Source organism: Caballeronia sp. dw_19 (assembly GCF_018449515.1).
Taxonomy (GTDB): Bacteria; Pseudomonadota; Gammaproteobacteria; order Burkholderiales; family Burkholderiaceae; genus Caballeronia.
Genome location: NZ_JAAVUQ010000003.1, coordinates 209,603 through 225,002 on the forward strand (window position 1 = coordinate 209,603; position 15,400 = coordinate 225,002).

The window sequence follows — 15,400 nt, forward strand, 5'->3', positions numbered from 1 at the left end:
AACGCGTGTCCAATATATTATTCAGGGTCTACTAGGTCGTGGAACATATCAGTGGAAACGCGGAACATTGAACTCAGATTGTTGCGATATTTTGTGACGGTTGCCGAGGAAATGCACTTCGGACGGGCCGCAGGGCGCCTCGCGATGACGCAGCCGCCGTTGTCGCAGGCTATCCGGGCGCTGGAGGACATGCTGGGCGTTGCGTTGTTTGTACGTACGAAGCGTTCAGTCGAGCTGACGCCCGTGGGCAAGGATCTGCTGCCGGAAGTGCGACGGCTGCTCGCCGGCGCGGATGCGTTAAGACCGCTCGCGCAATCGCTCGCGCGGGGCGAGGCGGGGGGTTTATCGCTTGCGTTCGTTTCCACCGCCGATTACGGGCTCCTGCCGCTCTTGCTGCGCGATTTTGGCGCCCGTTACCCTGGCGTCCGGCTGCAACTCGTGGAAGCCACCAGCGACGTTCAGGTGGAAGAGCTGGTGGCCGGCCGCATAGACGCCGGGCTCGTCATTCCCCCGCTGCCGCCACGCCACGCCGTCGCGCTGTCGTATTTGCCGATCGCCCGCGAGCCGTTGGTCATCGCCATGTCCAGCGACGCCGCGGCTGCGCTCGGGCTGGGCGCCGAAGAATGGTCGGAGACGCCTGTGAGCCTTCACCAACTCGCCGATGCCCCACTCGTCGTCTTTCCACGGCGTCTCGCGCCCGGATTCTATGACATCATTATGGGTTGCTACGGCGCGGCTGGCCTGATGCCGCGGGTCGGGCAGGAAGCCATCCAGATGCAGACCATCGTCAGTCTTGTGTCGGCTGGCATGGGCGTCGCGCTCGTGCCGCAATCGCTGCGTCATCTGCGCAGGACCGGAGTGGTGTATCGTCCGTTGCTCGAATCGGGGCCGGTGGTTGAGACCGGACTCGTGTGGCGCGCGGCGGAGGTCAGCCCGGTGCTCGCCGGTTTTATCGATATAGTGCGCGCTCATGCGGCTACCGTGCCTGCGTTGCCGTGACCCCAACACGTAAATAGAAACATGCTCATTCACCCCAATTTCGATCCCATCGCGCTTCATCTCGGTCCGCTCGCTGTGCGCTGGTATGGCCTCATGTATCTGCTGGCGTTCATCCAGTGCATCGTCATCGGGCGCTTGCGGCTGCGCTTGCCGTACGTCTCGGCGCAAGGATGGACCACGAAGGATATCGACGACATCCTGTTCTACGGGGTGCTCGGCACCATCCTGGGCGGCCGGCTTGGCTATGTCGTGTTCTACAAGTCGAGTTTCTACTTCGCGAATCCGCTCGATATCTTCAAGGTGTGGGAAGGCGGCATGTCGTTCCACGGCGGCATGATCGGCGTGATTCTCGCGATGGTCCTGTTCGCGTGGCAAAGAAACCGGACCTGGCTGCAAGTCACCGATTTCGTCGCGCCGCTGGTCCCGCTCGGGCTGGCGGCCGGTCGCTTCGGCAACTTCATCAATGGCGAGTTGTGGGGCCGCGTGACCAATCCGAACGCGCCATGGGCCATGCTGTTCCAGAACGCATCCCCCGACGACGCCATTTGGCTGCGCACCCATCCGCAGCAGGCCGCGCAGTGGCATTTGAATGAGATCTTCGAGCGTTACCAGATGCTGCCGCGGCATCCGTCGCAGTTGTACGAGATCGCGCTGGAAGGGTTCGCATTGTTTATCGTGATGTGGCTGATGTCGCGCAAGCAGCGGCCGGTGGGCGGGATTTCCGCGGTGTTCCTGATTGGTTATGGCCTCGCGCGCTTCACGGTTGAGTTCGCGCGTGAACCTGATGATTATCTGGGCCTGCTGGCCATGAACCTGTCGATGGGCCAATGGCTTTCGCTGCCCATGATCATTGGCGGAATTGGACTGCTTGTCTGGTCGTATCGACGTGGGCGCGCAGTGCCGTCGGAGTCCGCGAAACTCTCCTGAACGAGAGATCAGCCTTTGCAAATGCCATGAAAAAGCCTCGCGCGCAGCGAGGCTTTTTTATATATAGCGAGACTTGAACTGAGCGTCTAGCGGTTCATCTGTACCGAACCCGACACGTTCACGGTCACCGTCGACGTGCCCCCTTCCAGCGCCATGGGTGCCGACATCTTTGCATCCGCGCTCATGTTGCGCGCGGCCATCATCATGACCGGACGCGGCGACGACCCGTTATGGCCGATGTTCACCTCGCGGATCGCATAACCGCTATAGCCGAATGCCTGGGCCGAACTCTGTGCCTGCTGCTTGAACGAAGCAATGGCCTGCGTCGAGAGTCTCTGTTCCGCGGCGCGCTGCGCTTCCGGCGAGAGCGAGAACGTCACACTGCCCACTTGCATTGAATCGCTCATCTTGCCCGCCAGCTTGGACGCAGCGGCGAAGTCCTTCGACTCCAGCACGACTTCCGTGCGGCCGCGCCATGCGGAAATACGGCCATCGCGATCGGTGGACGGATAGACGGTGAACGAACCACTGTGCGCGGTGACGTTATCGACACCCTTGGCCTGGCGCAGCGCGGCGTCCGCGCGTTGATTGAGCACCGACGTCAACGAGGCCGGGTCTTGCGCTTCCTGCTCATAGAACAGGGTGATGTCGACCACGTCCTGCGGCACGTCAGCACTGGCCTGTGCTGCGAGCGACAACACGCCCGACGGCTGGGCCTGAACGACGCTTTGCGCAAACGCGCTCTGTGCCATGGCAGCGCCTGCAAGCAGCACAGCGGCTGCCAGTGTGGAAGTGGTGTTTTTCTTTGTCATCGTGTAACTCCATAAGCATGAGTGCGCGTCATGTGACGCGAAGCTTAGGCGCTTCTCATGCTCGCGAAGTTCCCTTCAACGAGGTTACAAAAGGTGTTCGGTGATAAAGCGCCATTGCGTTTCGGTAACCGGTGTGATCGACAGCCGATTGCCTCGGGCGAGCACTTGCATATCGGCAAGCTCTGCGTGATCGCGTAGCGTGGCGAGGGGGATAAGCGGCGTCTTCTTCACGAAGTGGACGTCGACGAGCAACCAGCGCGGCTTTTCCTGCGATGACTTGGGATCGTAGTAGTGGCTGGAGGAATCGAATTGAGTGGGATCGGGATAAGCGGCCGACGACACCTTCGCAATGCCTGCGATTCCCGGCTGCGGACAGCTTGAGTGATAGAACAGCACACCGTCGCCAACCTGCATGCCGTCGCGCATGAAGTTGCGTGCCTGGTAATTACGCACGCCGGTCCAGGGCAGGGTTTTTTTGGGAGCGTGAGCGAGATGGTCGATGCTCGCTTCGTTTGGTTCCGACTTCATCAGCCAGTAGCGCATGAATGTCTTCCATGGAGAAAGGTGCCGTGCAAAGAAGCATGCACGATGCAGGATTCACGATGCAAAAGAAAACGGCGCCGGAGAAGCTCCAGCGCCGTTAGTCCATTCAGTCAACTCAACCGCTTACTAGCATGCGCATAAAAACACGCATGCTGTTGAAAAGGGTCCCCGCCCAAGCCGCTAGGCCGGCATCCTGAACCTGGGTTCAAGATTGGTCGCAGTAAGCAGCACTTTGGGCTCATCAGACAGAGTGACGCGCTCGCCAGTGCTACAAGGTCCCACAACCGTGCACAATGGCATTGGTTCAAGGAATATATGACCTTGGCAAACCAGGCAGGGAGCAGTCACTTTACACCAATCGACGAGACGATGCAGCAATGATCCAGGAAAACTTTATGGTGACCGATGAATTCGTTAAATGCCTGAAGACGTAGCGGTTGACGCAGAATCGTGCCAGCATTCCGGCAACAAAATAACATCCGGATATTAGCTCGTACGTCAAGCACTTAAAGCAAATTCCAGCCACTACACACTTACCGCTACCGTATCTATTGCAGCAACTACCTCAGCAACTACTGCGCTTCGTATTGTGAAATCACGACGCCCAGTTGCTCGTTCATTTGATGCATGGTGCGGCGAATTTCTTCGGCCGGGAACGCCTCGCCGTGACGCACGCTGTTTTGCAGCTTGAGCAATTCTGACGCCAGTGACAACGCCGCCATCACCGCGATCCGATCGGTGCCGCGCACGCTGCTTGCGTTGCGCACTTTCGACATTTCCGCATCTACGCGCGCGACCGCTTCGCGCAACGCGCCTTCGGTTTCCGGCGAACATGCGAGCCGATACGGCGCGCCGAGAATGGATACCTCGATCTGTTTCGTCGTCATGCCTTTTCTCCGTGATGGTGTGATTCTTCATGCAACGCACCGTGCGCCGAGTCGGCGGTATCCGGTTCGATGCCGCCATCGGGAGGCAAGAGGGCAAGCTGGTTATCCGGCTCCGGTGCAGCTTTCGCACGCGGCAATTTTTCGAGAATCGCGTTGAGGCGAATCTGCGCGTCGTCGATCTTGGCCGACAGCGAGTCGCGTTCCGCCACCAGTGCGTCGCGTTCTTCGCGCATGGCCGCAAGTTCGCCCTGCGTGTTGGCATAGTCGGCGCGCAACTGTTCGAGTTGCTGGGCCAACGCGTGGTGAGCTTGATGATGGCGTTCGCTGATCTTGATCAGCCGGCCGATATTCTGTGACAGTGATTCGAGTTCGTTGAGCATGTGCTGCGTCCTCTTAAGACCTCGCATTTTAGCGCGCTTCTCCGGCGCTTCAGAAATTTGGTTCGTTTCCAGACGTAACAGCATTCGGTCTTCAAAGCATGGGCACGGCCCTTTATTTGTAAGGGGAAACGTTTTATATCGATTCATTTTCCCATTCATTCAGGCGTGCGAGCGTTCTTCGGAATATCGCGCGGGAGCCTTTAAAACAGGGGTAAATCGAATAATCGAACCACGTTGTGGACGGTCAATATGCCCGCATGGTCCTGCTTTCTTGACGGGCCATTGTGCCGATCTTAAACTCCCGCCACCCTGGTGCTCATGCGTGCGCTGCCAGCGCGCAGTTAAACGGGAAGCAGGGAGCAGAGTCAGCCCGGACGACTCACTCTGCGCTGCCCCCGCAACGGTAAGCGACTCGAACCCAAGTTGCAAGCCGGTCCTGGCGCGTTGCCCCGCCCATTTCACCACTCGAAAAATGGCGTCCGGCAGCACGCGGTTGGCCACTGCGCGTCCGCGCACGGGAAGGTCGCCCGATGGGTCGACAGCCCGGATACCAGCTTTGGGGGAACGCAACGGCGGCGATCATCCGCCGTGCTTCAAGCTTCGACGATCTGTACTATCCGTTCAGCGGCAATCCGTTGGTCGCCCAAAGCTTGCCGTTCCGTGGGGCGGCGCGCTTATCGATAACCTCGGCAACCTCTTCAACAAGGACCATCAGCTTGCGCACTCGTACAGCACGCCGCACGCCGCGTCGCGGCGCCTCGATCATGCCCGGCCGACTGCCGCAGTGAACACCAAGCGCATGAACGCCCAGCGCGCTTTCATGGTCTGGACCGGGCTCGGCCTGGCCGCGCTCGCTGTGTTCGTGGCGTCGCTGGCGCTGGGGAGTATCGCCGTGTCGCCGCTGCGGGTGATGCAGGCGCTCGTGTCCCGGTCGACTGACGTGATCGATGAAATCGTGCTCAGCCTGCGCCTGCCGCGCGCGCTCGGTGGTTTTGCGGCGGGTGCTCTGCTTGGCATGGCCGGTGCATTGCTGCAGGTCTTGCTGCGCAATCCTTTGGCCGAACCGTATGTGCTTGGCGTATCGGGTGGCGCGGCTGCGTTCGCGCTCGCCGCGATGTTGTTCTCCCTGTCGTGGTGGAGCGTCGATGTTGCCGCGTTCACGGGCGCGTTCTTATCGATACTGCTTGTGCTCGGCCTCGCCCGGCGCGAGTTGTGGCGTGGGGAACCGCAGGACACATCGCCGAGATTGCTGCTCACCGGCGCGGTGATCGCCGCGGGGTGGGGCGCGTTGATCACCCTCATGCTCGCGGTCGCGCCCGAGAATCGCTTGCGCGGCATGGTGTTCTGGCTGACCGGCGACCTGAACGGCGTCGCGATGCCATGGACCGCTTTAATCGCGCTGGTAATTGCGTTGATCGCTATCGTACCGGTCGCGCCCCAGCTCAACATACTGCTGCGCGGCGACGTAGCGGCCGAGGCGCTTGGCGTGCGCGTCGTGCAGTTGAGAGTGCGCGTGTATCTCGTTGCGTCGCTGGCGGCAGCCGCTGCCGTGACGACGGCCGGGACCATCGGGTTTATCGGGCTCGTGGTGCCGCATGTGCTGCGGCTCGCGTTCGGCAACGATCAGCGCATGCTGCTGCCTGCATCGGCGCTGGCCGGCGGACTGGCGGTGATGGGAGCGGACCTGATCGCGCGCACGGTGATCGCGCCGGCGCAGTTGCCGGTGGGTGTCATCACCGCGCTGATCGGCGTGCCGGTATTCTTGTGGATGCTCCTCAGGCGCGCGCCATGAACGGACTTCAGATCACTCATCTCACGTTGCGCGCGGGTACTCGTGCAGCAACTCGCGTGTTGGTCGCGGACCTCACGCAGACCTTCGCGCCCGGCGAAATGTGGTGCATCGCCGGTCCGAATGGTGCGGGCAAGACGACCTTGATTGCAGCGATGGCGGGGGTATCGAAGACGGCATCGAATGCGATTTCACTCGATGGAAAAGCGTTGAGCGCCTGGGGCACTATTGAGTTGGCCCGCCGCCGCGCGTTGATGCCACAAGCCACGCACGATGCGTTCAGCGCGACCGTACTGGACACCGTCATGCTCAACCGCTTTCCGCATCTCACTGGCTGGGGCTGGGAAAGCGACGCGGACCGCGCGGCTGCGCACGCGGCACTGGATAGGCTCGGCCTTGCCGAATTCGCTTCACGCGATGTCCTGTCGTTGTCCGGCGGTGAACGTCAACGTGTGGCGCTGGCCGCGACCTTGTGCCAGGACGCGCCGCTATTGTTGCTCGATGAACCGCTGGCGCATCTCGACGTGCATCATCAGATCGATTGCCTCGAAGCGCTGAGCGGCTGGGTCGGATCGAAACAACGCAGCGTGATTTTCTCGTGTCACGATCTGAACCTTGCCCGGCGTTTCGCCACGCACGCTTTACTGCTCGACGGCGCGGGCCACACGCATGCCGGCCGCGTTCGCGATGTCCTCACGCCCGAGCGTGCCGGCGCGGCGTTCGGTTATCCGCTTACCCTGATCCAGCAGGATGGTCACGAGGCGCTCGTGCCCGTGATGCGTTCAACCTCTCCGTGAACAACACTATGAACGACATACTTCCCCGTCCTGAACCGCTCGCTCGATCGATGGCGGGCGAGTTGCAACATGTGATCGATACGAAGACAAAACCGCCCGGCAGTCTCGGGCGGCTCGAATCACTCGGGCTTCAGATCGGGCTGATTCAACGGACTTTGCGGCCACGTATCGAGCGGCCGGCGATCATTGTTTTTGCCGGCGATCACGGCATTGCGGCCGAAGGCGTGAGTCCGTTTCCGCAGGAAGTCACCGTACAGATGGTCGCGAATTTCATCGCGGGCGGGGCGGCGATCAATGCGTTGTCGAAGGCGGCGGGCATGACGCTCGAAGTGGTGGACGCGGGTGTGGCGAGTGCATCGCCGGCAGCGCCAGGGTTCGTCGATGCAGCGATCCGGCGCGGCGGTACGCGTAACTTCGCGAACGAACCGGCGATGACGCGCGATGAAGTTCTGCAAGCCATCGAACGTGGGGCTGCGCGCGTGCGTTTTCACGCGGCGCTCGGGACCAACGTGATCGGCTTTGGCGAGATGGGGATAGCGAATACATCGGCGGCGGCGTGCCTGATGAGCCGGATCTGCAGCGTTGAAATTGATGCGTGTGTCGGACGCGGCACGGGTCTGGACGACGCCGGCTTGATTCACAAACGCGATGTGCTTGCCGCAGCTTTAAAGAAACACGCGGCATCCACCGATCCGATCGAGATACTGGCCACCTTCGGTGGCTTTGAAATCGCGATGATCGTGGGCGCGTTCCTCGCGGCGGCTGAAGGGCGCATGACGATTCTCGTCGATGGTTTTATCGTTACATCGGCGTTGCTTGTGGCTCACGCGCTTAACCCGGCGGTCCTTGATTACTGCGTGTTCGCGCATGCATCGGATGAAACGGGGCACCGGCGCATGCTGGAGCATTTCAACGCAGCCCCGTTGCTGCAGCTTGGATTGCGTCTGGGTGAAGGCACCGGTGCCGCACTTGCGTTGCCGTTGTTGCGCGCGGCGGTGGCGTTCATCAATGAAATGGCGAGCTTCGAATCGGCCGGCGTGTCCGATAAGGCCGTGTGATCCCGTGATGAACCGGCCATCGCAGGAACTTCGCTATTTCTTCACCGCGCTCGGGTATTTCACTCGCGTGCCGGTACCGCGTTGGGTCGGTTTCGAAGCGCATTATCTGAACGCGGCGGCGCGCTATTTTCCGTTGATCGGTGCGCTGGTCGGCGGGCTCGGCGCAGTCGTTTATCTCGCCGCGCTGCAGGTCTTTCCGGCGGGCGTGGCCGTGTTGTTGTCGATGGCGGCAACGTTGCTTGTCACGGGCGCGTTCCACGAAGATGGCCTCGCCGATTGCGCCGATGCCTTCGGCGGCGCAACTACCCGCGAGGACGTGTTGCGCATCATGCACGACTCGCGAATCGGCGCGTTCGGCGCGATTGCGCTGATCGTCGTGCTTGCGCTGAAGTGGCAGACATTGGCCACGATGCTGCCGCTGCGCACCGCATGGACGATCGTCGCGGCGCATGCGGCGAGCCGAACGTTCGCCATCAGCTATCTCTGTACGCTCGACTATGTGCGGGCCGAAGGTAAGGCGAAACCGGTCGCGCATAAGATGAGCACGTGGGCGTTTCTGTTAGCCGCCTTGTTCGGATTGCCCTGGCTTTTCTGGCCCGACTGGCGGCTCGGATGCGTGATGATCGTGGCGCTCGGTGTGTTGCGTTTTGCCATGGGGCGCTACTTCGTCAAACGTATCGGCGGTTATACCGGCGATTGCCTCGGCTTCGCGCAGCAGATTTTTGAACTTGCCATCTACCTCATTGGACTCGGATGGATCTCGTCCTGATTCGCCATCCGGCCGTTGGTATCGACACCGGGATTTGTTATGGCCGCACCGATGTCCCGCTTCTAGGCGATGCGGCCGATTCCGCGCGTGTGCTGGAGGAGCATTTACGGCTGCTGAAAGTGCCGGCAGTTGAAGGCCTCTGGCATACAAGTCCGTTAAGCCGATGCCGTTTGCTAGCCGAAGCACTTGGTCCCATTCAAGCCGATGCACGTTTGCAGGAATTCGATTTCGGCGCATGGGAAGGGCAGCGCTGGGATGGCCTTGATCGTGCAATGCTCGATGCCTGGGCAGAGGATCTTGAACACGCCCGCGAGCATGGCGGTGAGAGCGTCGCGCAGTTTGCCGAGCGGGTAATCGGTTGGGCCGATTCAATTTGTACCGCCAATACAACTGGCCCGGTTCACGCGGTGGCGCATGCCGGTGTCATACGTGTATTGACCGCTCATTTGCTCGGCGTCCCGCGCGCGAACGCGATCCAATGGCCGCTGGATTTCGGCGCGATCGTCTGGTTGAAACGCGTGCGCGATCAGTGGTTGTTGGTGCGCTGGAACGCCTGAATCTCTACTTCGGACGCCGCGTTCTGGCAACTTCCAGGTCTTCGCACAACGCGGCCGCTCCGAGCGCGAGACGCGGTGTCGGGCGGTTGATCAGGTCCCCATCGATACCGAACAGATTGTTGCGCGCGACGGCTTTGATCGATGGCCATTTGCGCCATGCATCCAGCGACGGCAACGCATGTTCCGAACTCGTCGCGCCCGGCGTGGCCGTCACGATCGCTTCGGGATCGGCGGCGAGGACGGCTTCAGTCGAGATGGTGGGCACCAGCGGTTTCAGGTCGGCGAACACGTTGTGACCACCGCATAGATCTATCACTTCGCTGATGATTTGCGACCCGTTGAGCGTCATCAGCGGGTCGTCCCAGACCTGGTAAAACACGCTCACTGACGGGCGGTTCGAATAACGCGTCCGCAAATCGGAAATGTCGCGACGGAACGCTTCCGACGCCTTGTTCGCCTGAGCCGATGTCCCGAGCAGGACTCCGAGTTTATCGATGGTGACAGGGATATCGTCCAGTCTGTGCGGCTCGCTGAAAAACAGCGGCACATGCAGTTCGCGCAACCGGTCGATCTGACGCATTGCATTACCGTGCCGCCAGACGACGATCAAATCGGGTTTCATCGCGACGATGCGCTCGAGGTCCAGCGATTTGTTATCGCCAACACGCGGGATGGCTTTGGCTTGCGGCGGGTAGTCGCTATAGCTGACCGCGCCGACCACGCGCGCACCGCCGCCCGCCGCGAACAGGAGTTCGGTGACGTGGGGTGCAAGGCTCACGATGCGTTGTGCAGGGGTGGCGAGGGTGACGGCGGCGCCGGTGTCGTCGGTGACAGTGAGGGTTTCGGCGCGGGCTTGGGCCGATGCAAAAATCGCAGTAGCGATGAAGGTGAGCGTGAGGAAGTGGCGCAGGGTCATGAGGAGTGTTGGTTCGGGTGCGTCATGTATGGCTCGGGCAGCATAACAAGCGGGTCTTGTGATCGAAGCACGAATACGCGTTCGGTTTTGATTAGCATTGGGAGAGTGAACCGCGCGATAGGAAGGGCTCAGTCGTTCAGCGGATCGCTTTCACCGCGACGTTAAACGCTTCCTCAAACCGCTCCCATTCTTCTTCCGATCCCGTCAAACCAATCCGCAAACTTGGCAACGCGCCGTGCTCGAAGAGCCGTGTCCAGATTCCGCGCGAGGCCAAAGCATGCTGCAGTGCCTTTGCTTTGTCGGTCTCGAACCATACGAAAAGCGGCGTTGCATGGGGATCGAAACCTTGATTGCGGATCAACGCGGCTAGTCTTGCGCTATCGCGAGCCAGCGTGGCGCGAGTCTCTGCTTGCCACGAAAGATCATTGAACGCGGCTTGCACCGCGTGTCGTGCCGGACCGCTTACGGTCCACGCACCGAGCGCTTCCGAAAGCGCATCGCGTAGGGGGGGCGCCGCGAGCACAAACCCTGCGCGAATCCCAGCCAGCCCATAAAACTTGCCGACCGAGCGCAGCACGATCAATCCCGGCCGCCCACTCTCCGATGCCAACGAGATCGCCGTATCGCCGTAGGCATCGGCGAACGCTTCATCAACGACCAACGTACCGCCGCGCCGGGACAATTGCTCATGCCACCGCAGCAGGACATCACGCGCGATACGTTCGGTCGTCGGATTGTTAGGATTCGCAACGATCACGTGATCAATGTCATCCTTCAAATCGATCGATGCGACATCGAGGCTGACTATCCGATGCCCCGCCCGTTCAAACGCCGGCCCGTACTCGCCATAGGTCAAAGGTGCAACGGCCGCAACGCCTCGCTTCAACACGCCCGGCAGCGCACGAATCGCCGCCTGACTGCCCGCAACCGGCAGCGCCTCCGGCGCTCCATAGTGGCGCGCGGCAAGCTCGGCGAGGCCATCGGCGTCCTCCGGCAAGCGGCGCCATGCGTCCACTGGAACGGGCGGGACCGGATAGACCCGCGGATTGATCCCCGTCGATAAATCCAGCCAGTCGCCCAGCGCGATTCCGTATCGACGCGCGGTTTCCCGCAGATTCCCGCCATGCCGGATGGGATCAGCCATGAAGCCCCACGCCCATGAAAGCCAGCACCAGCAGCACCGCGAGCCAAAGCAGGATCGTGCGTTCGACCAGTCGCAGCGCCGCCACCACGTGCCGCGACGACGCGGTCATTCCGAACCCGAGCACGGGCCGCGTTTCCAGAGCTCCGTTATAAATCGCCGGGCCGCCGAGCAGCACGTTCAGGCTTCCCGCGCCCGCCGCCATCACCGGCCCCGCGTTCGGACTGTCCCACAGCGGCGCCTGCGTGCGCCAGCAGCGCCACGCCGTGCGGGTGTCGCCCATCAGGGCGTAGCTTGCGGCCGTGAGCCGCGCGGGCACGAAGTTCAGGACATCGTCGAAACGGGCGGCCGCCCAGCCGAAACGCAGGTAACGCGGCGTGCGGTAACCCCACATCGCGTCGAGGGTGTTGGCGAGGCGGAACATCAACGCGCCCGGTCCGCCCGCGATGACGAACCAGAACAGCGCGCCGAAAATCGCGTCGTTGCCGTTTTCCAGAGCCGATTCGACGGCGGCGCGGGACAGCGCGGCTTCATCGGCGTGGGTGGTGTCGCGCGAGACGATCCGCGCCGTCAGCTTTCGCGCGGCGGGCAGGTCGCCGATCCCGAGGGCACGGGCGATCGGCACGATGTGGTCCCGCAGGCTTTTGGCGCCGAGCGAGAACCACAGCAGCGCGGCATGCACGGCGCACGCAGCGGCGAACGGCAGCACGCTCACGAGAATCCAGCTCACTGCCACCGGCGGCACGACGGCCAGCAGCCACGCGAGAATGCCCGCCGGCCGCGCCCGGAAACCCGTATTCATCTTTGCTTCGATGCGCGTGGCAAGCCGCCCGAACGCGACCAGCGGATGCCGCGTGGCCGGTTCGCCAAAGATCCGGTCGATCACCACGCCGGCAATGGCGAGCATCGCCGTAACGTAGAAGGAGAGCAGCAGCATGTCAGCCTTTGAGGACGAGCGGCAGGCCGGCGACCATCATGGTCACATGCGTGCTCGCGGCGGCGACGCGCTGGTTGATGCGGCCGAGTTCATCGACGTAAAGGCGCGTCACCGATCCCATTGGCACCACGCCCAGGCCGATCTCGTTGCTCACTATGATTACCTGGCCGCGGACGTTTGAAAGCGCGGCGTCGAAGTCGCTGAAAGCCTCAAGCGGCGGCTCGTCGGGTGTGCTGCCGTCAGCGGGGAACAGCAAGTTGGCGAGCCATAACGTCAGGCAGTCGATCAGCACCACATGACCTTCGCGATCCAGTTCGCGCAGCACGCCGCCCAGATCGAGCGGTGCTTCGACCAGCGCCCAGTGCGCCGGCCGGCGTTCACGATGCTGTTCCACACGCGCGGCGAATTCGGCATCGCCAATACGCGCCGTGGCCACGTAGGTAACGGGCAAACCGCTGTCGGCGGCCAGCCGTTCGGCAAACGCGCTCTTGCCCGAGCGCGCGCCGCCGAGAATGAAGGTGAGGTCGGGTGAAGTCATCGCAATATTGTACCGGCGGGCGCTACCATAGCGGCTTCCCAGAGAACCGATGAGCACGGAAACACCCATGCAATTTGCACCGCGCGGCACGCTGATGATCCAGGGCACGACCTCCGATGCCGGCAAGAGCACGCTGGTCGCGGGCTTGTGCCGGCTCGCGCGGCGCGGCGGCAGGCGGGTCGCGCCGTTCAAGCCGCAGAACATGGCGCTGAACAGCGCGGTAACCGTGGACGGCGGCGAAATTGGCCGCGCTCAGGCGCTGCAGGCAATTGCGGCGGGCGTGGATGCGGAAATCGACTTCAATCCCGTGCTGCTCAAGCCGACCAGCGATCGCGGCGCGCAGGTGATCATCCACGGCCACGCGCACGCCAATCTCGATGCCCGTGCGTATCACGCGTACAAAACCGTTGCCTTCGACGCGGTTCTCGCCTCATACGCCCGGCTTCAGCAGCATTTTGACGCGATTATCGTGGAAGGGGCGGGAAGCCCGGCCGAGGTGAACCTCCGGGACCGGGATATTGCCAACATGGGGTTTGCCGAGCGCGTGGATTGCCCGGTGGTGCTGGTGGCGGATATTGACCGTGGCGGCGTGTTCGCGCATTTGCTGGGGACGCTCGCGTGTTTATCGGAGACCGAAAGGGCGCGGATTCGCGGCTTCATAATCAACCGTTTTCGTGGCGATATCAGCCTGTTGCAGCCGGGTCTCGACTGGCTCGAAGCGCAGACCGGCAAGCCGGTGCTTGGCGTGGTGCCTTATCTGCACGGCCTGACGCTTGATGCCGAGGACATGCTGCCGAGTCAGTTACACACCCGGGGCGAAGCCGGCGGCGAGGTGCTGAAGGTGATCGTGCCGGCGCTACCGCGCATCAGCAATCACACGGATTTCGATGCATTGCGCGCACACGCGCAGGTCGATTTCTCCTACGTGCGTGCGGGGACGGCGCCGCCACCGGCCGATCTGATCGTGCTGCCGGGGTCGAAAAGCGTGCAGCGGGACCTGGCGTGGCTGCGCGAAAACGGCTGGGATCGCGCGATCGAGCGGCATCTCCGATACGGCGGCAAGGTGCTGGGAATTTGCGGCGGCATGCAGATGCTGGGCCGCACGGTGGATGACCCGCAGGGGTTCGAAGGGCCGGCAGGCTGCGTGAACGGGCTGGGCCTGCTGGATCTCGACACCACGCTGACGGCGGACAAGCTGCTCGACAACGTGACTGGCAGGCTGACCTTAACCGCGGGCCCTATCCCAGCGCCCGTGCGAGGCTACGAGATCCACATGGGCCGCACGACGGGCGCAGCGCTCGCCCAGCCGGCCGTGATGCTCGACGGCGAGCGTCCGGACGGCGCGATTTCCGCCGATAACCAGATCGCCGCAACCTATCTGCACGGCATCTTCGATACCCCGGAAGCCTGCGCGTCGCTGCTCGAATGGGCGGGTCTGCGTGATGCCGCGGCGCTCGATTACCCAGCATTGCGGGAGGCTTCGCTGGACCGTCTCGCCGATACGCTCGGGCAAGCGCTGGACCTTGACGCTATTGCCGCAATGTTCGCCTGAAAGCGGCGGGGCGGGGCGGGGCGTGGTTCGGGCTCGGGTCGGGTTTCGGGTGAGGGCAACATCCGGCTAGCCGATACGCGCCTGGAGAAGCGCCTCGGCTGGCCCAACTTTACCTGCAATAGATGGTTCGCCCGATGTCCGTGGTCTGACTATCCGACGCGACAGATCCCGGCGATGCACCGTAGCCGGCCCACGTTCGCCCATCGCCGAAACTGTTGACCACCCCGGCGCAGCTTCAATACAAGATCATCTGCGTGCATCGAAACAACGCGATGGTTTTACCCTCGCCATTCGTCACGACCGCGTCCCAGACATGTGTGCTGCGGCCGAGATGAACGGCGGTCGCCTTGGCCGTGATGACGCCCTCGCGCGCCGTGCCCACGTGGTTGCTCTTCAGTTCCACGGTCGTAAAATTCTTCGCGCCCTCGGGCAGATGGGCGATGCAGGCGTAGCCGCAACACGTGTCGGCAAGGCCGACCACCGTCGCCGCATGCAGGAAACCGTTCGGTGCGAGCACTTCGGGCCGAACGGTGAGTTTGCCGGTCAGCGTACCACTTTCCATCGATACGAGCTCCACGCCGAGCAGCTCCGGCAGACGGCCGCGCTGGCGTTCGCGCAGATAGTCAAGGGTGATTTCGGGGCGCAGTGTGGCCATGTTGCGGAGTCCTTGAAGTTGAGTGGCGTTGTTGACGCGCATGGATTGAAATAGGCAAATCCGATAGTATCAACGGCTCGAACTTTTCACTTAATGCAGCGCTTACAGCACGCCGGGGGTTATCGGCTGTGGAGCGCGGCCGA

The 15,400-nt window shown here is 62.3% G+C and carries 17 protein-coding genes, 1 other RNA gene and 1 riboswitch; of the genes, 8 read left to right on the plus strand and 10 right to left on the minus strand.

What is annotated here, in order from left to right; translation table 11 throughout:
- The first annotated feature begins 51 nt into the window (after window positions 1-51).
- Window positions 52-999, plus strand: coding sequence for a LysR family transcriptional regulator (locus HB376_RS05720; RefSeq protein ID WP_346730447.1), 948 nt, complete (start codon window positions 52-54; stop codon window positions 997-999).
- Between the two features lie 21 nt (window positions 1,000-1,020).
- Complete coding sequence (gene lgt, locus HB376_RS05725) at window positions 1,021-1,926, plus strand: prolipoprotein diacylglyceryl transferase (protein WP_213762467.1); 906 nt, start codon at window positions 1,021-1,023, stop codon at window positions 1,924-1,926.
- An 86-nt stretch (window positions 1,927-2,012) separates the two neighbouring features.
- On the opposite strand, the gene HB376_RS05730 is transcribed toward lgt, so the two are convergent.
- The 5 genes from HB376_RS05730 to HB376_RS05750 all read right to left on the minus strand — a co-directional run bounded on the left by HB376_RS05730 (window position 2,013) and on the right by HB376_RS05750 (window position 4,548).
- Entirely contained in the window at window positions 2,013-2,738 is a 726-nt protein-coding gene (locus HB376_RS05730; protein WP_213762468.1) for an SIMPL domain-containing protein, read from the minus strand.
- 84 nt (window positions 2,739-2,822) lie between these two features.
- Window positions 2,823-3,281, minus strand: coding sequence for an EVE domain-containing protein (locus HB376_RS05735; protein WP_213762469.1), 459 nt, complete (start codon window positions 3,279-3,281; stop codon window positions 2,823-2,825).
- A gap of 161 nt (window positions 3,282-3,442) precedes the next feature.
- A non-coding RNA gene (gene ssrS, locus HB376_RS05740) (6S RNA) lies at window positions 3,443-3,624 on the minus strand.
- A 229-nt stretch (window positions 3,625-3,853) separates the two neighbouring features.
- Window positions 3,854-4,168 carry a cell division protein ZapA gene (locus HB376_RS05745; protein ID WP_213762470.1) on the minus strand — a complete coding sequence of 105 codons (315 nt, stop codon included), beginning with the start codon at window positions 4,166-4,168 and terminating at the stop codon, window positions 3,854-3,856.
- A complete protein-coding gene (locus HB376_RS05750; RefSeq protein ID WP_213762471.1) occupies window positions 4,165-4,548 on the minus strand; it encodes an ATPase in 384 nt (127 codons plus the stop codon). The genes HB376_RS05745 and HB376_RS05750 overlap by 4 nt, the downstream gene beginning before the upstream one ends.
- Before the next feature lie 293 nt (window positions 4,549-4,841).
- A riboswitch (cobalamin riboswitch) is annotated at window positions 4,842-5,122 on the plus strand.
- 225 nt (window positions 5,123-5,347) lie between these two features.
- Between HB376_RS05750 and HB376_RS05755 the strand changes: the two genes are divergently transcribed.
- Genes HB376_RS05755 through cobC form a run of 5 tightly spaced genes read left to right on the plus strand, consistent with a single transcriptional unit; the run spans window position 5,348 to window position 9,518 of the window.
- Window positions 5,348-6,340, plus strand: coding sequence for an iron ABC transporter permease (locus tag HB376_RS05755; RefSeq protein ID WP_213762643.1), 993 nt, complete (start codon window positions 5,348-5,350; stop codon window positions 6,338-6,340).
- Window positions 6,337-7,134 (plus strand): ABC transporter ATP-binding protein, encoded by a 798-nt coding sequence (locus HB376_RS05760; protein WP_213762472.1) that lies wholly within the window; start codon window positions 6,337-6,339, stop codon window positions 7,132-7,134. Before HB376_RS05755 ends, HB376_RS05760 begins: the two co-directional genes overlap by 4 nt.
- An 8-nt stretch (window positions 7,135-7,142) precedes the next feature.
- A complete protein-coding gene (cobT, locus tag HB376_RS05765) occupies window positions 7,143-8,192 on the plus strand; it encodes a nicotinate-nucleotide--dimethylbenzimidazole phosphoribosyltransferase (protein ID WP_213762473.1) in 1,050 nt (349 codons plus the stop codon).
- Window positions 8,193-8,199: 7 nt separating this feature from the next.
- Window positions 8,200-8,961, plus strand: coding sequence for an adenosylcobinamide-GDP ribazoletransferase (locus HB376_RS05770; protein ID WP_213762474.1), 762 nt, complete (start codon window positions 8,200-8,202; stop codon window positions 8,959-8,961).
- Complete coding sequence (gene cobC / locus HB376_RS05775; protein ID WP_213762475.1) at window positions 8,946-9,518, plus strand: alpha-ribazole phosphatase; 573 nt, start codon at window positions 8,946-8,948, stop codon at window positions 9,516-9,518. The genes HB376_RS05770 and cobC overlap by 16 nt, the downstream gene beginning before the upstream one ends.
- Before the next feature lie 4 nt (window positions 9,519-9,522).
- Here cobC and HB376_RS05780 read toward each other — a convergent pair whose 3' ends face one another.
- The 4 genes from HB376_RS05780 to cobU form a co-directional block, all read right to left on the minus strand.
- Window positions 9,523-10,434 (minus strand): cobalamin-binding protein, encoded by a 912-nt coding sequence (locus HB376_RS05780; RefSeq protein WP_213762476.1) that lies wholly within the window; start codon window positions 10,432-10,434, stop codon window positions 9,523-9,525.
- 136 nt (window positions 10,435-10,570) lie between these two features.
- Complete coding sequence (cobD, locus tag HB376_RS05785) at window positions 10,571-11,578, minus strand: threonine-phosphate decarboxylase CobD (RefSeq protein WP_213762477.1); 1,008 nt, start codon at window positions 11,576-11,578, stop codon at window positions 10,571-10,573.
- Window positions 11,571-12,512 (minus strand): adenosylcobinamide-phosphate synthase CbiB, encoded by a 942-nt coding sequence (gene cbiB / locus HB376_RS05790; RefSeq protein ID WP_213762478.1) that lies wholly within the window; start codon window positions 12,510-12,512, stop codon window positions 11,571-11,573. The genes cobD and cbiB overlap by 8 nt, the downstream gene beginning before the upstream one ends.
- Window position 12,513: 1 nt before the next feature.
- Window positions 12,514-13,050 (minus strand): bifunctional adenosylcobinamide kinase/adenosylcobinamide-phosphate guanylyltransferase, encoded by a 537-nt coding sequence (gene cobU, locus HB376_RS05795; protein ID WP_213762479.1) that lies wholly within the window; start codon window positions 13,048-13,050, stop codon window positions 12,514-12,516.
- 67 nt (window positions 13,051-13,117) lie between these two features.
- Here cobU and HB376_RS05800 point away from each other — a divergent pair, with 67 nt between their 5' ends.
- Entirely contained in the window at window positions 13,118-14,602 is a 1,485-nt protein-coding gene (locus HB376_RS05800; RefSeq protein ID WP_213762480.1) for a cobyric acid synthase, read from the plus strand.
- 235 nt (window positions 14,603-14,837) lie between these two features.
- Here HB376_RS05800 and HB376_RS05805 read toward each other — a convergent pair whose 3' ends face one another.
- Window positions 14,838-15,257, minus strand: coding sequence for a PaaI family thioesterase (locus tag HB376_RS05805; protein ID WP_213762481.1), 420 nt, complete (start codon window positions 15,255-15,257; stop codon window positions 14,838-14,840).
- Window positions 15,258-15,400: the final 143 nt, after the last annotated feature.

Bases quoted from the DNA above. Each gene is read 5' to 3' on its own strand.
- lgt (WP_213762467.1), top strand. From the start codon at position 1,021: ATGCTCATTCACCCCAATTTCGATCCCATCGCGCTTCATCTCGGTCCG.
- HB376_RS05730 (WP_213762468.1), bottom strand. From the start codon at position 2,738: ATGACAAAGAAAAACACCACTTCCACACTGGCAGCCGCTGTGCTGCTT.
- HB376_RS05735 (WP_213762469.1), bottom strand. From the start codon at position 3,281: ATGCGCTACTGGCTGATGAAGTCGGAACCAAACGAAGCGAGCATCGAC.
- HB376_RS05745 (WP_213762470.1), bottom strand. From the start codon at position 4,168: ATGACGACGAAACAGATCGAGGTATCCATTCTCGGCGCGCCGTATCGG.
- HB376_RS05750 (WP_213762471.1), bottom strand. From the start codon at position 4,548: ATGCTCAACGAACTCGAATCACTGTCACAGAATATCGGCCGGCTGATC.
- HB376_RS05755 (WP_213762643.1), top strand. From the start codon at position 5,348: ATGAACGCCCAGCGCGCTTTCATGGTCTGGACCGGGCTCGGCCTGGCC.
- HB376_RS05760 (WP_213762472.1), top strand. From the start codon at position 6,337: ATGAACGGACTTCAGATCACTCATCTCACGTTGCGCGCGGGTACTCGT.
- cobT (WP_213762473.1), top strand. From the start codon at position 7,143: ATGAACGACATACTTCCCCGTCCTGAACCGCTCGCTCGATCGATGGCG.
- HB376_RS05770 (WP_213762474.1), top strand. From the start codon at position 8,200: ATGAACCGGCCATCGCAGGAACTTCGCTATTTCTTCACCGCGCTCGGG.
- cobC (WP_213762475.1), top strand. From the start codon at position 8,946: ATGGATCTCGTCCTGATTCGCCATCCGGCCGTTGGTATCGACACCGGG.
- HB376_RS05780 (WP_213762476.1), bottom strand. From the start codon at position 10,434: ATGACCCTGCGCCACTTCCTCACGCTCACCTTCATCGCTACTGCGATT.
- cobD (WP_213762477.1), bottom strand. From the start codon at position 11,578: ATGGCTGATCCCATCCGGCATGGCGGGAATCTGCGGGAAACCGCGCGT.
- cbiB (WP_213762478.1), bottom strand. From the start codon at position 12,512: ATGCTGCTGCTCTCCTTCTACGTTACGGCGATGCTCGCCATTGCCGGC.
- cobU (WP_213762479.1), bottom strand. From the start codon at position 13,050: ATGACTTCACCCGACCTCACCTTCATTCTCGGCGGCGCGCGCTCGGGC.
- HB376_RS05800 (WP_213762480.1), top strand. From the start codon at position 13,118: ATGCAATTTGCACCGCGCGGCACGCTGATGATCCAGGGCACGACCTCC.
- HB376_RS05805 (WP_213762481.1), bottom strand. From the start codon at position 15,257: ATGGCCACACTGCGCCCCGAAATCACCCTTGACTATCTGCGCGAACGC.